Raw genomic sequence first — 17,725 nt, 5'->3', positions numbered from 1 at the left:
TTTGAAAGCTAAACACAAAACGCCGCGCTACTGCGCGGCGTTTTGTGTTTATAACATTTGCGGTTCCGCAAATCAAAGGCTCCCCCTTCAGGGGGCGGGGGGGGCTGATCGTTGTCTTATCGCCTCATAAATAATAACCGCTGTTGATACCGATACGTTCAAGGATTCTATTTCGCCGAACATGGGTATTTTGGCCAGATGGTCGGATATGCGGATGATATCGTTGCGGATGCCATCTTCTTCCGAGCCCATTACAATGGCTGTAGGAACCGTATAATCGGGCGCATAAATATAGTCGTTGGTTTTTTCGGTACAGCTTACCAGTTGCAGGCCCGACTCTTGCAAAAATTTTACGGTCTGCATAAAATTATCGTGACGGCAAACAGGTATTTTGTATAATGCGCCTGCCGATGTTTTTATAGCATCGGGGTTTATTTGCGCTGAACCCTTTGCCGGTATAACAATGGCATGTACGCCTGCGCACTCGGCTGTGCGGGCAATGGCACCCATATTGCGCACATCAGTAACGCCATCAAGTACCAATATCAGCGGCACTTCTCCCCTTTCAAATATCTCGGGTATTATGTTCTCTACCTTTTGGTAAGTAATAGGCGAAATAAAGGCTATTACCCCCTGGTGGTTCTTCATGGTAATGCGGTTCAGCTTTTCAACCGGCACCTGCTGAGCAATAATGCCAAACTCGTTCATTACGTCGCGCAACTCATTCAGTAAGCCGCCGCCAAGCCCGCGTTGGGTGTAAAGCGATTCAATATCCTTACCTGCACGTATGGCTTCTATTACCGCCCTTATGCCAAATACCATTTGGTTCCCCTCGCGTGCGGGCTTCTTATCGTATGTCATTCTCTTAAAAATATGATGCAAAAGTAACCATATTAACCGATTTAAGGCATATTGAACTATTTGGCGAAACGGTATTTTAAAAAATGGCTTGTTGTGAAATTAACACCACCGAAGTTTTATCAACATTTATTAACATTGTTGTAAATTAGGTACTTATAAAGTAACTAACACGTTATTAACAAGTGGCGTTGATAACCAAGCCCGAAATTTATATCGCTGATAACGATTTGATTAAGTTTTAAATTTTTATGTTAGCGATTATGGTGATAATGCGAAAATTATTTGTATACTTTTGTAGGCTATGATGTTCGATAACGATTCTACCAACTTTAAGCCAAATACCGACCGCCGCAGCCGTATTAGCAACCCCAACCCCTACGCCGGGATGGGCAAATTACCACCACAAGCTACCGACCTTGAAGAAGCCGTATTGGGCGCTTTAATGCTGGAGAAAGATGCTCTTTCATCAGTTATTGACGTGCTGAAACCTGAGGTTTTTTATGAGACCAGGCATCAGAAAATATTTAATGCCATTGCGGTACTGTTCGAGAAAACATCTCCGGTAGATATCCTTACTGTAGTTTCCCAATTACGCCAAACCGGCGAATTGGAGATGATAGGCGGCGCATACTACATTACCGAATTAACCAATCGTGTAGCATCAGCGGCGAACATTGAATACCACGCGCGTATCATCATCCAAAAATACATCCAGCGCGAGCTGATCCGTATCTCTACTGATATTGTTAACTCGGCCTACGAAGATACCAGCGATGTGTTCGACTTGCTGGATAAAGCAGAGAAGAACTTATTCGAAATAGCACAGAACAACCTCCGCCGCGATTCGCGACTGATGGATGACCTGGTGCACGAAGCCCTGAAAGATATCGAGGCACTGAAAGATAAAAAGGATGGTTTAACGGGTGTTGCCTCGGGCTTTACCGAGCTCGACCGCATGACCTCGGGCTGGCAAAAATCCGACTTGGTTATTATTGCGGCACGTCCGGCGATGGGTAAAACGGCCTTCGTACTAAGTTGCGCGCGTAACGCTGCGGTTGACTTTAACAAGCCGGTGGTAGTATTCTCCTTAGAGATGTCCTCGGTACAGTTGGTTAATCGTTTGATATCCGGCGAAACCGAAATTGAGCAGGAGAAGATACGTAAGGGAACTTTGGAAGAGTGGGAATGGCAGCAGATACACTCTAAGATAGGCCGCCTGGAGCAAGCTCCATTAATTATAGATGACACCCCATCACTGAATATATTCGAGTTCCGCGCTAAATGCCGCCGCTTGAAATCGCAGCACGACATACAACTTATCATCATTGACTACCTGCAGTTGATGCACGGTAAATCCGACGGTAAGGGTGGTAACCGCGAGCAGGAAATTGGTAGTATATCGCGTGCGCTGAAAACCGTTGCAAAAGAATTAAGCGTACCGGTAATTGCCCTATCGCAGTTGAGCCGTGCGGTGGAGAGCCGCCCCGGTGGTTCTAAAAGGCCAATGCTTTCGGATTTGCGTGAATCGGGTTCGATTGAGCAGGATGCGGATATGGTACTGTTCCTATACCGCCCCGAATACTACGGTTTGGATGTGGATGAGGATAATAACCCAACACAAGGCGTGGGCGAGGTAATCATAGCTAAGCACCGTAACGGTGAAACGGGCCGCGTGAGGCTGAAATTCGTTGGTAAATACGTGAAGTTCCAGGATTTGGAGACGAGCATGGATGGTTTCCCTCCTGCCGGCAATGCCTTTACAGGCTTAGCACCATCGCAAGATTTTGAGAAGCAAAGTAACTTCATCATCCGCCCATCAAGGATGGATGATATGGATGATGAGGCACCGTTTTAAATCGGAGAATCAAGAATTTAAGAATCAAGAGTCAAGAAAAAGCCCGAATGGAGTTGATCTATTCGGGCTTTTTTACATTTTGTATTTTTCCTTTACTATAAAGCAAGCCCCAACACCACCCCTATCAATATCACCAGCGGCGCTTTTATCTTGGTGAATTGTAGCAGCAGGAAGGTACCCACCATTAACCCATAAGCCAGCGGGTTTAAGCTGAATGGTTTCATCAGCATAATAAATGCTGTAGCCATAAAACCTACCGCAACCGCGTTGATGCCGCTTAGCGAGTTTTTAATGCGGGTTATCTTTTTCAGGTCGTTCCAGAAGGGGACGATGAAGAGGATCAGTATCAGTCCCGGCAAATTGATGCCTATTACCGCTACCAGGCTGCCTACTATTTGGCCGGCAATGCCGTAGCCCTTATCGCCCATGGCCATGCCGCCAACGAACGAAGTGAACGAAAAAGTTGGCCCCGGCAAGGCCTGCTGCAATGCGTAGCCACTCAAAAATTCGGAACTGCTCAGGTAATGCTTCAGCTCCACAAACTCGGTATACATCAGTGGTACCAGCACTTGCCCTCCACCAAATATCAAAATACCATTACGGTAAAAGTTTTCGAATAAACGTATGGGCAAACTAAATGGCGACGTACGGTTAATAATGGCACCCAACGCAGCAAAAAACAGTAATATGCCGATAAAGTATGCCATTTTGTTGGGGTTAACGTTGCTGAATAGTTTCACGCGCAACTCGTTCTCCTGCGGCTGCGTTTCCAGTGCCGAGGATATAATGCCCCCCATGAGTATAAGCAATGGGAAGGCATACGGGTTTTGCAGTATTAGCGTGGCAACCAGCGAGGCGGCCGCCAGCATAATGGTTACTTTTGTGCGCAGAAATTTGGTTGCGAAAGTGTAAGTTGCATACCCCACAATGCCTACAGCCATAGGTTGTACAAATTTCAGGATGGCGGTAAAACGCGCCCTATCGGCAAATAATTTATAGCTGATGGCCGCCATGCACATTAATGCGGCCGAGGGCAATATCCAAATCAAAAAGGTAATAATGGCCAGCCGCAAACCGCCCACCTTCCAGGCAATACCAACCAGTGTTTGGGTGGACGACGGGCCCGGCATTATCTGAGAGAGGGCGTTCAGCTCCATCAATTCCTCCTCGGTGATGTAGCCGCGCTTCTGCACAAATTCGCGTAGCAAAACGGCAATATGCGCCTGCGGGCCACCGAAAGCCGTAAACGTATAAAGGAAAACATCCCTCAGGAATAAAAGCTCGCGCCGGCGCATTGCTTATCAACTAATAATCGTCGTCGTCATCATCGTCATAACCCTTAGCGGCCATGTATACGCCCTGCAGTTCGCTATAGGCGTGGTTATCGCGCTTCTCCTTGGTTATCCTAAGCCCCGTTTCGTAGGTGCGTATGGCATCATCCTTACGGTTAAGTGCCTCGTATAGCTTACCCAGGTGGTAATAGGTACCTGTATAGCCGGGGTGGTTGGTAACCAGGTCCTCGTAATAGCTTAACGCCTTTTCGGTATCGTTAAGCCGCAGGTACTCAGTAGCCAGCGCATATTTCAAAAACTCATCGTCTGGTTCGTTCTGCAGAAATGCCAACAGCTTATCTAATCTGCTTGTCTCCATTTTAAACTCTCTCTTTATTTAACTAAATTTGCCCCTACCATTACATAACAAAACCTGTGAATTAACCCATCTTTTATGACGAAGATCCTGGTATGTATCAGCAATGTTCCGGATACGACAACAAAAATAACCTTTACAGATAACAACACCCAATTTAATACAAATGGCGTTCAGTTCATCCTGAACCCTTACGATGAGATAGCCCTGGCCCGCGCCATCGAACTTACCGACGGCGGCAAAGGCAGCGTTACAGTTATAAACGTTGGCGAGGCCGCTACCGATGCTACCATCCGCAAGGCGCTGGCCATTGGCGCTACCGATGCCGTACGCATTAACGCCAAACCTCACGATGCATGGTACGTAGCTTATCAGATAGCTGAGTACGTTAAAGCAAACCCTTTCGACCTGATATTGACCGGCCGCGAATCTATCGATTACAACGGCTCTAAAGTTGCCGGTATGCTGGGCGAACTGCTGGACATTCCATCAGTATCTATCATAAAAAAGCTTGACCTTGATGGCTCGACGGCTACCGTTGAGCGCGAAATTGAAGGCGGTAAAGAAGTACTAAGCATACCAATGCCTTTTGTTGCCGGTACTGCCGAAGGTGTTGCCGAACCCAAAATACCCAACATGCGTGGCATCATGGGGGCGCGCACCAAACCGCTTACAGTGGTTGAACCTGCCGAAGTAAAAACCTTTTCTGAAGTGCTGAGTTATGAAACTCCGGCCCCACGTGGCCAGGTTAAACTGGTTGATGCCGGCGACCCTGCCCAATTGGTAGAATTGCTGCACACACAAGCAAGGGTTATTTAATTATTTGGTTTACCTGAGAAGAAGAAAATTATGCCAGTTTTAGTATACGCCGAAAATGCCGGCGGCAAATTCAAAAAATCAACTTTCGAGGCGGTTAGTTATGCAAAGGCCATTGCCGATGCCACAAACACCGGCCTTACCGCAATATCAATAGGCGATGTAGCCGCAGCCGACTTAGCTGCATTAGGTAACTACGGCGCCGAAAAGGTGCTAAACGTAGCCAACGATAAATTAAAGAACTTTGTGAACCAGGCCTACGCCTCGGTTATTGCCGAAGCCGCAAAAGCCGAAGGTGCCGATATTGTAGTATTATCCAACTCATTCAGCGGGCGTGGTTTAGCGCCGCGTATTGGCGTGAAACTACAGGCAGGGGTTGCCGACGGTGCAGTTGCGCTTCCATCAATTGAGGGTGGCAAGTTCACTGTAAAGAAGACCGCCTTTTCGGGCAAGGCTTTTGCTACGGTTGAGTTAACATCGGCCATTAAAGTAGTGTCGCTCACACCTAACTCTTACAAAGTGGTTGACGGCGGTGCCGATGCCGCAGTGGAAGACTTTGCAGTAGAAACTAAAGAATCGGATTTTAAGGCGATGATAAAAGATATCGTTCGCTCTGCCGATAAGGTATCGTTGCCTGATGCCGAAATAGTGGTATCGGGTGGACGTGGCTTAAAAGGCCCGGAGAATTGGGGATTGGTGGAAGAGCTTGCCGAACTGCTTGGCGCAGCTACAGCCTGCTCAAAACCGGTATCAGACGCCGGTTGGCGCCCACATAGTGAACACGTTGGTCAAACGGGTATAGCTGTCAGCCCAAATTTGTATATTGCCATAGGAATTTCGGGGGCTATACAGCACCTGGCGGGCGTTAGCTCGTCGAAAGTTATTGTGGTTATCAACAAAGATGCCGATGCGCCGTTCTTTAAGGTGGCAGATTACGGTATTGTTGGCGACGCTTTTGAAGTGCTCCCTAAATTAATTGCTGCCGTAAAGGCATATAAAGCTTCGGCATAAAACTATTTTGTTGTGATGGGTAATGATATGAAAAAGATAAAGCTGGATATTGTAGGCCTGTCCTACAGCCAAACACAGTCCGGCGCGTATGCATTGGTTTTGGGCGAAGTAAGCGGCCGCCGCCGTTTGCCTATCATCATAGGCAGTTTTGAGGCGCAGGCCATTGCTATCGAGATAGAGAAAATGACCCCGAGCCGCCCCCTTACCCACGACCTATTCAAAAGCCTCGGACAGGCCTTCAACATTTCGGTACAGGAGATTATAATTTACAACCTGGTTGATGGTATTTTTTATGCCAAACTGGTATGTTTCGATGGCAAAAAGACCGTAGAGATAGATGCCCGCACATCGGATGCTATTGCCGTATCGGTAAGGTTCGATTGCCCTATTTATACTTACGAGTTTATTCTTTCAACAGCAGGCATCGTGATAGAGGGTAACGATTTTGTTTACCTTGAAAACATTAACGAAACCGCCGAAGAGAAAAGTACGCCTTCTACCCCATCCGGTTCATTCAACTCATTAAGTGATGATGAATTGAAAACACGCCTGCAGCAAGCACTTTCTGAAGAAGCTTATGAGAAGGCGGCCAAAATTCGCGACGAACTAAATAAGCGGAAGGCATCGTAACGATTACTTGCCACAAGATAATTGCATTTAAAGCCCGAATTTCCGAATGAAATTCGGGCTTTTTTGATTTTCAGCAGCATGCTTTAAATTAATTTCCCTACTTTCAGGAGTTTTTTTAACACGTTTCTAATACTGATCTTAAACTGTGCTGTATGAATATTAAGTTCCGCTTAATACTGATGAATTTTATGCAATTTTTTATCTGGGGAGCCTGGCTGCTTACGATAGGTGCATATTGGTTTCAAAACAAACATTGGTCGGGTGCGCAGTTCGGGGTAATCTTCTCCACCATGGGCATAGCTTCTATTTTTATGCCCACCATTACCGGTATTATTGCCGACAGGCTTATTAACGCGGAAAAACTCTACGGCATAATGCACATTTGCGGGGCCTGTGTATTGTTCTGCCTGCCCATGGTTCAGGATCCGGGCACCTTTTTTTGGGTTATCCTTCTTAACATGGCTTTCTATATGCCAACACTTTCGCTATCCATTACAGTAGCTTATTCGGCACTAAAAAATCAGAATATAGATGTTGTAAAAGAATACCCGCCTATCCGCACCTGGGGAACGGTAGGTTTTATAGTGGCACTGTGGGTAGTAAGCCTAACACATAACGAAACATCTGCCAATCAGTTCTACATTGCATCATTCATTTCATTGATACTGGGGCTGTATTCATTTACATTGCCCAAATGCCGTCCATTCGCGGTACGCACCGGTAATAAATCCTTCTATACCCTGTTAGGTTTAGATGCTTTTGCATTGTTCAAGCAATCTAAATTTGCCATATTTTTTGCATTCTCTTTGTTGCTTGGCGCTGCCTTACAGCTAACGAATGCCTATGGCGATACCTACCTGCACGATTTTGCTACTATGCCGCAATACAAGGATTTAAAGGTGGTGCAATATCCGGCCATCATTATGTCTATCTCGCAAATATCCGAGACTTTATTCATCCTTGCCATTCCATTCTTCTTACGTAAATTCGGTATCAAGTATGTAATGCTGTTCAGTATGCTGGCCTGGGTGCTTCGCTTTGGCTTGTTCGCGTTCGGTAACCCGGCCGATGGGCTTTGGATGATCATCCTATCGTGCATTGTTTACGGCATGGCATTCGATTTCTTTAACATCTCCGGATCGCTGTTCGTAGAAACACAGGCCTCGCCCGAAATTCGCGGCAGTGCGCAGGGTATGTTCATGATGATGGTGAACGGCTTCGGAGCCTTTTTTGGCAGTAACATAAGCGGCTGGCTGATAGATAAGTACTTCACCCTGCCCGATCAAACAAAAAACTGGACCGGCATCTGGCTATGCTTTGCCGGCTATGCTTTGGTTATTGCCATCATCTTCCCGTTCGTTTTCAGGTATAAGCATAATAAGGCACTGGAGCACGCTATACAGCACGCTTAGGTTTAGAGTCAAGATTTAAGAGTTAAGAATCAGGAATAAGATCAAAACGCAATAGCTTAACAAAACCCTACCTTACCAACAAGCTATGAAGAAACATTACAGGCACGAGAAGAATTGCCTCAATTGCGGTACCGACCTGCAGGGCAACTTTTGCCATAACTGCGGGCAGGAAAACCTGGAGATGAAGGAAAGCTTCGGCCACATGCTTAACCATGCCGTTAGCGATTACTTTCACTTCGATTACCAGTTCTTCCATACCTTAAAACCGCTGTTTACCCAACCCGGCAAACTTACGGTTGATTACCTTGCCGGCCGCCGTGCGCAATACCTGCATCCGGTTAAAATGTACATTTTTATTTCGTTAGTTTTCTTTGTGCTGTTTTTTAAAGTGAACGGTAACCATGTGGTGAAGGTAGACGAGGGCAAAAAGAAAGCTGAACACGGTGTAAAATTAAAAGACACTTTACAACACAACCTGCTTACCGACATTAATAACGATGGCAGCCTGAATGCCGAGGAGAAAAAGAAACTAAAAGGACTGGTAACCAATTATCTTCCCGGCGCAGGTGAAAAAACAGTTAAAGACACCAGCGCAAAAGCTCAACACGGAGAAGCCAATGCTGATAGTGAGGAAGGCGAAGAACGCGGCAACTTCAACTTTGTAGGCGGCGATACCAAAGCCAAAACCTACGAAGAATATTTGGTTGAACAAGCTAAATTACCGGTGGCTGAACGCAACGGCTTCCTGATGCGCTACATTATTAAAAAAGGGTACGACTGGAACAAACAAGGCCATCCGCAGGAAATTGTGAAGGAAGCGGTTACGCATAATTCGCCCAAAATTATGTTTGTAATATTGCCGTTGTTCGCGTTGATACTAAAGGTGGCTTTCCGAAAAAACCATAAGCTGTATGTGGAACATATTATTTACTCCATACATCTGCACTGCTTTGTGTTTTTGTTTTTAACTGCTACCCTACTATTAGCGCTTATTTTGCCACAAAGTTGGGAGAAACCGGTAATGGATTGGGTGCAGCTGCTAACTTTTATAGGCATAATATGGTACGTTTACCGGTCATTCAGGGTATTTTACCAACGTAGCCGCTGGCGCACGGTTAGCAAAATGATCGGGGTATCAATAATGTACCTCATCACCTCGGTTGCCTGCTTTTTTGTGTTCCTTATTATTATTGCGCTTACTTCTGTATAAAATTATAAAACCAAGCAAAACAGTAAAGCCGCAAAGTTTCCTCTGCGGCTTTGTTGTTTCTAAATTCTTTTCTGTTAACCTCTGTTAAATTTCCGAGTCCTTTGCGGTTAAATAGCCACTTAGCCGTACTCTCTAAAGGTTAGAACAACCTGTAAGCCAGGCTTAAATTAAATAAACTTACGCGGGTTTTATATTCGCTGCTGCCATCAAAATAGGTTTGTTTGGTAAGGCCTGCTTCGTAACGAAGATCTATACCCAAGCGCTGGATGTCTAAACCCGCACCTACCTGGAAGGCTACGTTAGAGTCTTTATAATCGAACCTTGATGCGCTGCCTATCGCATTAAATACGCTTTTATCTTTATTAACTGCGAACGACAACAATGGGCCGCCGTAGAACCTGCCGCCAATGCCTAATGCACCAACTTTTGCACCCAATAACAACGGTACATCAATACTGGTAAATTTTGCGCTGCCTTTGGTTGAGGCACCGGTGTTAATGTCTACATTTTTGCTGGTGAGGTATATTTCCGGTTGAAAATTGAAACCCAATGCACCAAAGCGTGCATAAAAACCACCAAGGTAACCGGCGCGGTTATCGGCACTAAGCGAGCTGCCACCCGTAGACAGGCTGGTTAAATTTACACCGCCTTTAAGGCCGAACTGAACGCTGGGGATAACCTGTGCCTGCGCAGCTAAAGCACCCGTTAAAAAAACAGAAAGTACAAGTATTAACTTTTTCATAAGGTTTTAAAATTTTAGGATTTAACAACAAAGCTAAGCTTTTGTGTTTGGAAATTTTATGCGGAGAAAAATACAAAGCCCCTAAATTGGGAATACCCGGTACACCGTTGACAATGGTGTACCGGGTACCGGGTGATTTCTGCGATAAATGTAATATAATTACATTTAATAATGCAAATTTTATTATAATGATAATTTACCCTGGTAGTAATCTAAAATTTTGTTATAAATGTAAACACTGTAAGTAGCGTTGATCAGGCCTATTTTTGTGCGGTCGAGGTTGTTTTTAGCCACTACGAAATCTACCGAGGTAAGCACGCCTGCATTAAACCTTATCTCGGCCGTGCGGAACGATTCGGCATAGGCTTTTACTTGCTCTATCAATACATTATATTTCTCGTAGGCAGAGGTCATGTTTAGGTAGGCCTGCTCTACATTTTGCTTCAATTGCACTTTGGTTGTTTGCTCTACATAAATATCGTTCTGCAATTGAATTTTGGCCAGCGCCACCTTGTTGCGGTTTTGCATGTAGTTCAACAGCGGGATACGCAGGCTGATACCGGCAGCTTTACCGTAGTTATTTTTAAACTGATCCCAATACGGAATGCTTTGCCCGTTAAACTTTGCCGAGCTGGAAATGTTGGTACTTAAACCGCCATATAACGATATGGTAGGCATTAACGAACCACGGGCTACGCTCACCCCTTTTTCTGAACTCTGGCGCCTTAAAGTAGCAGCTTTTACGTAAGCCAATTGAGCAAGCGCTGTGTTGTACACCTCATCTGCGGAATCGCCGGTTTGTTTGCCCAATTCTTCTGCATTGGTAATAGGTTGCAGCGTAATGCTTTCCTTGTATGGAATGTTGAGTATCTGCAATAAACTCAGTTTTGAAGTTTTAAGGGTGGCGGCGGTGTTTACCACGTTCAGTTGATTATCACCATAGGTACCTTTCAAGTCGTATAAGTCTGATGGTAGCTTGTTGGCTCCCTCTTTTTCCAGTACGGTAAGGCGGTCTACCTGTTGCCTCGATACCTCCAGCTGGTTCTTTACCTGGTTAAGCAGTTCGGTATTGTTTAATACCGAGAGGTAGGCAGTAATAACATTGATGGTAACCAGGTCTTTAGCCTGTTGCAGGTCCATTTTACCGGCCTGGTAAGCCAGCGAAGTTTGCTTAATGCTATTTAGGTTTTGTAAACCACTGAACAGGGTTAGGTTGCTATTTAAATTGTAGTTACCCGAGCGGAACGACTGGTTTACGTATGTATTGGTAGATGGGTCGATACCGCGGCCGCTGCTGATGCTATGGTCAACCTGCCCGTTAATGGTGGGCAGCATGTATTCTTTGGCCTGGTTAGAGTTTACCTGTGCGGTTTGCAAGGCAAGTTCGCTCTTTTTTACATCGAGGTTGTTTTTTATAGCAATATCAATGCACTGCTGCAACGAAAGCGTGGTATCGGCGCTTTGGGCATTTGCCAACGCGGGTATAGTTAGGGCTAAGCTAAAAACTAAGTATTTAAAGTATCGCATTTTGAGTTATGGTTCAGAATTTTTTTGAAGATTCTACCCTTCCATCCAACAGGTTAATAATACGCGAGCCGTATTCTGCATTTTTTTCGGAGTGTGTTACCTGGATGATGGTAACACCGTCCTCTTTGTTCAATTTGCGGAACAATTCCATTATCTCTTCACCTTGTTTACTGTTAAGGTTACCGGTAGGCTCATCGGCCAATATCAGTTTTGGTTTGGCTATCAGCGCGCGGGCTATACCCACCAATTGCTGCTGCCCGCCCGAAAGCTGCGCCGGGAAAAGGTCTTTTTTACCAACGATGTTAAAACGATCGAGCATATCGGCCACCATAGCTTTGCGTTCGCTGCCTTTCACATCCTGATAGATCAATGGGGTTTCGATGTTTTCGTAAACGGTAAGCTCATCAATAAGGTGGTACGCCTGGAAAACGAAGCCGATGTACTGTTTGTACAAAGCCGAACGCTGTTTTTCTTTTAACTGATGCACGGCCTGGTCGGCGAAGTAATGGAATCCGGTAGATGGCTCATCAAGCATACCAATGATATTGAGCAAGGTAGATTTACCCGAACCCGATGGGCCCATGATAGATACAAATTCGCCCTGGTCAACATCGAGGCTGATATCGTTGATAACGTAATTTTTGTTGCCCCCAACCTGGTAGTACTTCGAAATATGCTGTAGTGATAACATTTTAATGGTTTAAGATCAATGAATAATTGTTTACTGGCTGCAATTTCTTAATTTGATTTTGGCATTAAAGTATCAATAACATACCAAAGTTTTAATCAATTGAAATACAGTATTTTATAATTAAAATCAATTGTTTTACTGTACGCTTATGTACAGCTGGGCGTTCGGTAATGATACAGTGGGGGAAGTCGGAAGTCTTTGGTCGGAAGTCCGAAGACGGAGTTTTGGGCTTTAAAAGCATCGTCTGTTGAACGTGTTTGAATAATGAAAAAGCCCTAAGCCCCAAAGCTGAAAAACAGCTTCGCGACTTAAGGCTTTGAACTTAAGACTTACGACTTAAAACTATTCCGAACGAAGACTCTTCACCGGATTACTAAGTGCCGCTTTGAACGATTGGTAGCCTACCGTAACAAAAGCTATCACAACAGCCGCCACACCAGCCATGGCAAATACCCACCATGATATATCTACACGGAAGGCAAAATCTTCCAGCCAGCGGCTCATGGCGTAGTAAGCTAATGGCGATGATATTATCACGGCAATTACAACCAGTTTCAGAAAATCTGACGAGATAAGGCCTACTATGCTCATCACATTTGCGCCTAATACTTTGCGTATACCTATCTCTTTTACACGCTGGCGAGTACTAAATACTGCTAAGCCGAATAAGCCAAGGCAAGAGATAAATATGGTAACAAAGGTGAATGCCTGTAAAATAGAGCCTGTGCGCTGGTCGGTTTTGTACATATCTTCAAATTCCTGATCCAGGAAGTGGTACTCGAAAGGCGTGTTCGGGTAAAAGTCGTGCCATTTGGCTTGTACGGCTTTAATGGCGTTCGCCGTGTTTTTGCCGTCGGTTTTCACCAATAGTTTACCAAACCAATCATACTCCGGGAAAATAGCAATAGGCGTTATTTTCTCGTGCATTGATGCAAAGTTGAAATCCTTAGCTACTGCCTTAACAGTGCCCATGCGCCCGTTAATGCCTATGTTTTTACCAATGGCTTCCTCGGGCTTCCATCCCATTGCGGCAACCGCAGTTTCATTTAAAATAAAGCTGAACTTGCGCAAGCTATCGGGCCTCATTACCTGTTGCTCGTCGCTAAGTTCCAGGTCGCGGCCGGCTATTAGTTTTATGCCCATGGTTTTTATGAAGCTACGTTCTACCGGCATAGCGGTTACCGATAAGCTGAAGTCTGCAGATTTACCGTCGGCGCTATTTATAGAGTAGCCACCGGTGATGTTAACCGGCGAGTTATAAGAAGCTGTGGCACCTGTTATGCCCGCTTGTTGGCTAAGTTCGTTTTTAAAAGCACCAAGTTGTTCGTAAGGAATGCCGCCCACGCTAAGCACCATCACCTGCTGGCGGTTCATACCGGTGTTAAGCGTTTGCATATAGTTCAGTTGGTTTCCGGCTATCAGCGTGCTGATGATGAAGAAAACTGAAACCACAAACTGGAACACCACTAAAGATTTACGCAAGGTATTCCCCCCTGCTTGCCCGGCGCTGCTATTGCTTTTAAGTGTATGGATAGGTTTAAAAGCGGATAAGTATAGCGACGGGTAAGTGCCTGCCAATAAGGTAACCAGCACAAATAAAGCTACCAACGCGCCCGAAAGCCATGTGATATTCCAGGTATTAAAATTTAAGTGCTGTCCACTAAAATTGCTAAACGATGGGAACAAGAGCCCGGTAAAGGCAACACCCGCCAGTAGCGATACCAGTGTAATAATGCCAGCTTCGGTAATAAACTGGAAGAACAATTGGTTGCGCTGAGCCCCCATTACTTTACGTACGCCTATCTCTTTTGCCCTTTCAGACGAACGCGCGGTAACCAAATTCAGGAAGTTGACGCAAGCCAGCGTAAGCAAAATAAATGCAACAACGCCCAGAATGTAAATGTATTTGATATTGCCCGATGGCTCTAAACCACCGCCAACCTCGGAGTATAAATGCACGCCGGTAAGCGGCTCCAAAGTAAAGTGAACGCCGCCATCGCTGTTGTTAGCACTCTTAAAAAGGTCTTTGGTAAACGCATCTATCTTGCTTTGAACTGCCGCTGCATCAACACCCGGTTTTAGCAGGAAGTACGAAAAATCGTTCGCTGAATCCCAGGCATTGGTTTTCGACCTATCAAGCATGGCGTAGTTACCCATCATGTCGAACTTTATTTGCGAATACTCCGGTATATCGGCTATAACACCGCTCACCAGTAAGTTGCGGGTTTGGTTCACCTTTAATATTTTGCCTATGGGGTCCTCGTCGCCAAAATACTTTTTAGCGGTAGTTTGGCTTATTACGATTGATGATGGACCGGACAGTGCAGAATTTGCATCGCCTTTTACAAATTTAAAAGTGAATATTTTAAAGAAAGAGGCATCTGCAACCAGCATATTCTGTTCCGAAAACAACTTGTCGCCATATTGCACTGCAGCAGGCCTGCCGCCGGTGTAATTGTAAATGCGTACGCCATCTTCTATCCCGGCAATTTGCTGTTTAAAAACAGGAACCGGCGCAGTTGGGGTTACAGGAGTTTTAACCGGCTCAGGGTCGCCACTCGATTTATAGCTTAGCGTAAGCCTGCTAATGCGATCGGCCTTTTCATGAAAGCGGTCGTACCGGAGTTCGTTTATCAGGTATGTGCCCAATAGCAAAAAGCAGCAAATGCCCACTGCCAGCCCGGCAACGCTTATTAAGGAGGTGGCTTTGTTTTGTACAATGTTTCGCCACGCGGTTTTTAGGTAGTTCTTTATCATAATTTTATTTGCACCGATTTCACCGATTAGCTCGATTCCACCGATTGATTTTGTTTTTGGATTCTGTGGGTCGCTGTTCTTATAACCTTATTCTCTTTTAGAATTTAGATCTTAGTTTTTAGAATTTCCAACTACTCCGTTTTAAGGCTCTTCACCGGGTTTGCAATTGCTGCTTTTACGGACTGGAAGCTGATGGTTAGCAATGCGATAATCACTGACAGCGCTGCTACGAATATAAATGTGCCTAAGGTTATATCTATATGGAAGGCAAAATCCTTCAGCCATAAATTCATGGCATACCAGGCAAGCGGCCAGGCTATCAGGTTGGCTATCAAAACCAATTTTATAAAATGGGTTGATAACAGCACCACGATATTTTGTACCGATGCGCCCAAAACTTTGCGTACGCCTATTTCTTTGATGCGTTTTTCAGCAGAGAACGATGCGAGCCCGAACAAGCCAAGGCAAGATATCAGGATGGCTAAGCCCGCCAGTATGCCCACAATTTTACTTACCTGATTATCGGCACGGTAAACTTCGGCAAAGTGGTCGTCTAAAAACTCGTATTCAAATGGATGGTCGGGGTTAACCTGTTTCCAGGTGGCTTTTATAAACTCGATAGCCTCTTTTGAACTACCGGCTTTTATCTTCACCGAAACTGTACGGAAGCCCCATTCGCTTTGGTTTACGATGAACAGGTTTTCCACCTTATAATGCATCGAATTGAAATTGAAATTTTTAGAGATGCCGGTTATTACGCCTAACGAATCGTATCCAAAACGTTGACCTATCAATGAGGCACGTGTAGCGCCCTTGTGGTCTTTTAACAACTCGTCGGCCATAGCCTCATTTACAATATACTCGCGGCCATTTTGCGATTTTTCAGTTGAAAAGTTTTTCCCCTCAGACATCTTAATGTTATAAACCTTTAAATAATCGTTATCAACAATAAGTTGCGTAGCTGCCATATTTCTCTCTGGCGAATCTTTATACTTAAAATTCACGCCAGATTGGTCTAAATGGCTGCCCAACTGATCTTGCGAGGCGGTTACCCCGGCAACAAGTGTATTATTCAATAACTGCTGCTTAAACAATTGGTATTTTTGGCCGGATATCCTGTCGAGCGGAATGGTAACCATTTGCTCGCGGGTGAAACCCGGGTCTTTCTTCTGCATAAAATCGAGCTGTTTTACTACAAATACGGTAGCTATCATCAGAAAAACCGCACTTGTAAATTGGCCAACAACCAACACGTTGCGCAGCGTACCTTTGTTTTTTCCTGTCTCTATCGAACCTTTCAAAACCTTAACCGGCTGGAAAGATGACAGGAACAAAGCCGGGTAAATACCCGATACAAAGCCAACTGCAATAGTACCCAAAAGGATAAGCGGCAAGAATAATGGCTTGCTGAAAACCGGTAACGATATATCGCGCAGGCTAAGGTTGTTTACGTATGGCAAACCAACCTCTACCAACACAATAGCAAATACCAATGCCAATAACGATAGCAAAATGGTTTCGCCTAAAAATTGCAAAGCCAGCTGCGGCCTGTTGGCTCCGATAGATTTGCGAATACCCACCTCTTTTGCCCTATCTGCCGAGCGAGCGGTAGATAGGTTCATGAAGTTTACGCAGGCTATCACCAGTACGATAATGGCTATGATAGCGAAAAGATTGGTAGACTTTTGGTCGAACTTCTGGAAGTTGAGGTAATCCAACCCGATATCGGTAGAGCCCGCGTGCACATCTTTCAGCGGCAGGTAAAACACCTCGTAATACTTCCAATTGTCGCGGGGTAAATGCTTTTTCAGGAAACCCTCCATTTTGCCGTTAAACGCTTTCAGGTTGGTACCCGGTGTCAATTTTAGGTAGGTGTTCAGCCAGTTGCCGCCCCAGTTATCCATCCATTTTTGATGGATACCGGCTAAAGAGTATAACGCATCAAATTGCAATTGCGAATTTTTTGGTGCATTAGCCATTACGGCTGTTACGGTGAACTTAACTGTATCGCCACCGTAGTGGTTAATGATCTTGCCTATAGGGTCTTCCTTGCCAAAAAGCTTTTCCGCAGTTTCTTCGGTAATGGCAACGCTGTTAGGTTTTTGTATTGCCGCCAGCGCATCGCCCTTAACTACCTTGAAATTGAAGATGTTAAAGAACGATGAATCCACCGCGAGTACCTGCGGTACAAAAATTCTTTTCTCGTTGTAGGTAAGCTGGTATTTATCGTCCCATTTAACGCGGGTATAATCTTTCACCTCGGGGAAATCGGCCTTTAGTGCGGGTGCCATAGGGTACATAGATAGCGCTACCTTTTGCGATGCCGCCATACCAGGGAATTTTTGCACCTCGTTTAGCCTTACAATATCCTCGCCGTGGAAGCTATCAAAGCTTTTCTCGTACGATACAAACAGCAGGATAACGATGCAGGCCGCCATACCCACAGCCAGCCCTACAATGTTAATTACAGAAGATACCTTGTTCTTCCACAAGTTACGCCAGGCGATTTTAAAGTAGTTCTTTATCATGATTACACCGATTTTATTGCACTGTTTTCACAGATTTC

At 45.1% G+C, this 17,725-nt stretch carries 14 protein-coding genes; 6 read left to right on the top strand and 8 right to left on the bottom strand.

The window, feature by feature from the left end; genetic code table 11:
* Nucleotides 1–87 precede the first annotated feature (87 nt).
* Nucleotides 88–861: a 23S rRNA (guanosine(2251)-2'-O)-methyltransferase RlmB gene (gene rlmB, locus BC343_RS03185; protein WP_078346258.1), complete on the bottom strand. Its 774-nt coding sequence runs from the start codon at nucleotides 859–861 to the stop codon at nucleotides 88–90.
* Nucleotides 862–1,162: 301 nt separating this feature from the next.
* Between rlmB and dnaB the strand changes: the two genes are divergently transcribed.
* The gene (gene dnaB, locus BC343_RS03180; protein ID WP_078346257.1) at nucleotides 1,163–2,716 is read left to right on the top strand and encodes a replicative DNA helicase; all 1,554 of its coding nucleotides are present in this window, start codon (nucleotides 1,163–1,165) and stop codon (nucleotides 2,714–2,716) included.
* A gap of 95 nt (nucleotides 2,717–2,811) precedes the next feature.
* Here dnaB and chrA read toward each other — a convergent pair whose 3' ends face one another.
* Together chrA and BC343_RS03170 are read right to left on the bottom strand one after the other, a co-directional pair.
* Nucleotides 2,812–4,011 carry a chromate efflux transporter gene (gene chrA / locus BC343_RS03175; RefSeq protein WP_078346256.1) on the bottom strand — a complete coding sequence of 400 codons (1,200 nt, stop codon included), beginning with the start codon at nucleotides 4,009–4,011 and terminating at the stop codon, nucleotides 2,812–2,814.
* Nucleotides 4,012–4,021: 10 nt separating this feature from the next.
* Nucleotides 4,022–4,366 (bottom strand): tetratricopeptide repeat protein, encoded by a 345-nt coding sequence (locus BC343_RS03170; RefSeq protein ID WP_078346255.1) that lies wholly within the window; start codon nucleotides 4,364–4,366, stop codon nucleotides 4,022–4,024.
* Nucleotides 4,367–4,441: 75 nt separating this feature from the next.
* On the opposite strand from BC343_RS03170, the gene BC343_RS03165 reads away from it, so the two are divergent.
* The 5 genes from BC343_RS03165 (at nucleotide 4,442) to BC343_RS03145 (ending at nucleotide 9,442) form a co-directional block, all read left to right on the top strand.
* Nucleotides 4,442–5,182, top strand: coding sequence for an electron transfer flavoprotein subunit beta/FixA family protein (locus BC343_RS03165; protein WP_078346254.1), 741 nt, complete (start codon nucleotides 4,442–4,444; stop codon nucleotides 5,180–5,182).
* Between the two features lie 30 nt (nucleotides 5,183–5,212).
* A complete protein-coding gene (locus BC343_RS03160) occupies nucleotides 5,213–6,190 on the top strand; it encodes an electron transfer flavoprotein subunit alpha/FixB family protein (protein ID WP_078346253.1) in 978 nt (325 codons plus the stop codon).
* 27 nt (nucleotides 6,191–6,217) lie between these two features.
* Nucleotides 6,218–6,820, top strand: coding sequence for a bifunctional nuclease family protein (locus BC343_RS03155; protein ID WP_078346493.1), 603 nt, complete (start codon nucleotides 6,218–6,220; stop codon nucleotides 6,818–6,820).
* A gap of 152 nt (nucleotides 6,821–6,972) precedes the next feature.
* Complete coding sequence (locus tag BC343_RS03150) at nucleotides 6,973–8,232, top strand: nucleoside permease (protein ID WP_078346252.1); 1,260 nt, start codon at nucleotides 6,973–6,975, stop codon at nucleotides 8,230–8,232.
* An 85-nt stretch (nucleotides 8,233–8,317) separates the two neighbouring features.
* Nucleotides 8,318–9,442, top strand: coding sequence for a DUF3667 domain-containing protein (locus tag BC343_RS03145; RefSeq protein ID WP_078346251.1), 1,125 nt, complete (start codon nucleotides 8,318–8,320; stop codon nucleotides 9,440–9,442).
* A 139-nt stretch (nucleotides 9,443–9,581) separates the two neighbouring features.
* Here the strand turns inward: BC343_RS03145 and BC343_RS03140 are convergent, their stop codons facing one another.
* From BC343_RS03140 to BC343_RS03120, 5 genes are all read right to left on the bottom strand, one after another.
* Nucleotides 9,582–10,184 carry a porin family protein gene (locus BC343_RS03140; RefSeq protein ID WP_078346250.1) on the bottom strand — a complete coding sequence of 201 codons (603 nt, stop codon included), beginning with the start codon at nucleotides 10,182–10,184 and terminating at the stop codon, nucleotides 9,582–9,584.
* Between the two features lie 183 nt (nucleotides 10,185–10,367).
* Nucleotides 10,368–11,711, bottom strand: a complete 1,344-nt coding sequence (locus BC343_RS03135; RefSeq protein WP_078346249.1) for a TolC family protein — start codon at nucleotides 11,709–11,711, stop codon at nucleotides 10,368–10,370.
* A 13-nt stretch (nucleotides 11,712–11,724) separates the two neighbouring features.
* Complete coding sequence (locus BC343_RS03130; RefSeq protein WP_078346248.1) at nucleotides 11,725–12,402, bottom strand: ABC transporter ATP-binding protein; 678 nt, start codon at nucleotides 12,400–12,402, stop codon at nucleotides 11,725–11,727.
* Between the two features lie 342 nt (nucleotides 12,403–12,744).
* Entirely contained in the window at nucleotides 12,745–15,159 is a 2,415-nt protein-coding gene (locus BC343_RS03125) for an FtsX-like permease family protein (protein ID WP_078346247.1), read from the bottom strand.
* A 131-nt stretch (nucleotides 15,160–15,290) separates the two neighbouring features.
* Nucleotides 15,291–17,687 carry an ABC transporter permease gene (locus tag BC343_RS03120; RefSeq protein ID WP_078346246.1) on the bottom strand — a complete coding sequence of 799 codons (2,397 nt, stop codon included), beginning with the start codon at nucleotides 17,685–17,687 and terminating at the stop codon, nucleotides 15,291–15,293.
* Nucleotides 17,688–17,725: the final 38 nt, after the last annotated feature.

This window comes from Mucilaginibacter pedocola, assembly GCF_002013915.1.
GTDB classification, from domain to species: Bacteria; Bacteroidota; Bacteroidia; order Sphingobacteriales; family Sphingobacteriaceae; genus Mucilaginibacter; species Mucilaginibacter pedocola.
The sequence above is the reverse complement of the archived record's forward strand: the minus strand, read 5'-3'. Positions and strand labels throughout refer to the sequence as shown.

Coding starts and splice junctions, on each gene's coding strand:
- BC343_RS03150 (WP_078346252.1), top strand. CDS start 6,973: ATGAATATTAAGTTCCGCTTAATACTGATGAATTTTATGCAATTTTTT.
- BC343_RS03145 (WP_078346251.1), top strand. CDS start 8,318: ATGAAGAAACATTACAGGCACGAGAAGAATTGCCTCAATTGCGGTACC.
- BC343_RS03135 (WP_078346249.1), bottom strand. CDS start 11,711: ATGCGATACTTTAAATACTTAGTTTTTAGCTTAGCCCTAACTATACCC.
- dnaB (WP_078346257.1), top strand. CDS start 1,163: ATGATGTTCGATAACGATTCTACCAACTTTAAGCCAAATACCGACCGC.
- rlmB (WP_078346258.1), bottom strand. CDS start 861: ATGACATACGATAAGAAGCCCGCACGCGAGGGGAACCAAATGGTATTT.
- BC343_RS03140 (WP_078346250.1), bottom strand. CDS start 10,184: ATGAAAAAGTTAATACTTGTACTTTCTGTTTTTTTAACGGGTGCTTTA.
- BC343_RS03165 (WP_078346254.1), top strand. CDS start 4,442: ATGACGAAGATCCTGGTATGTATCAGCAATGTTCCGGATACGACAACA.
- BC343_RS03160 (WP_078346253.1), top strand. CDS start 5,213: ATGCCAGTTTTAGTATACGCCGAAAATGCCGGCGGCAAATTCAAAAAA.
- BC343_RS03155 (WP_078346493.1), top strand. CDS start 6,218: ATGAAAAAGATAAAGCTGGATATTGTAGGCCTGTCCTACAGCCAAACA.
- BC343_RS03170 (WP_078346255.1), bottom strand. CDS start 4,366: ATGGAGACAAGCAGATTAGATAAGCTGTTGGCATTTCTGCAGAACGAA.
- BC343_RS03125 (WP_078346247.1), bottom strand. CDS start 15,159: ATGATAAAGAACTACCTAAAAACCGCGTGGCGAAACATTGTACAAAAC.
- BC343_RS03120 (WP_078346246.1), bottom strand. CDS start 17,687: ATGATAAAGAACTACTTTAAAATCGCCTGGCGTAACTTGTGGAAGAAC.
- BC343_RS03130 (WP_078346248.1), bottom strand. CDS start 12,402: ATGTTATCACTACAGCATATTTCGAAGTACTACCAGGTTGGGGGCAAC.
- chrA (WP_078346256.1), bottom strand. CDS start 4,011: ATGCGCCGGCGCGAGCTTTTATTCCTGAGGGATGTTTTCCTTTATACG.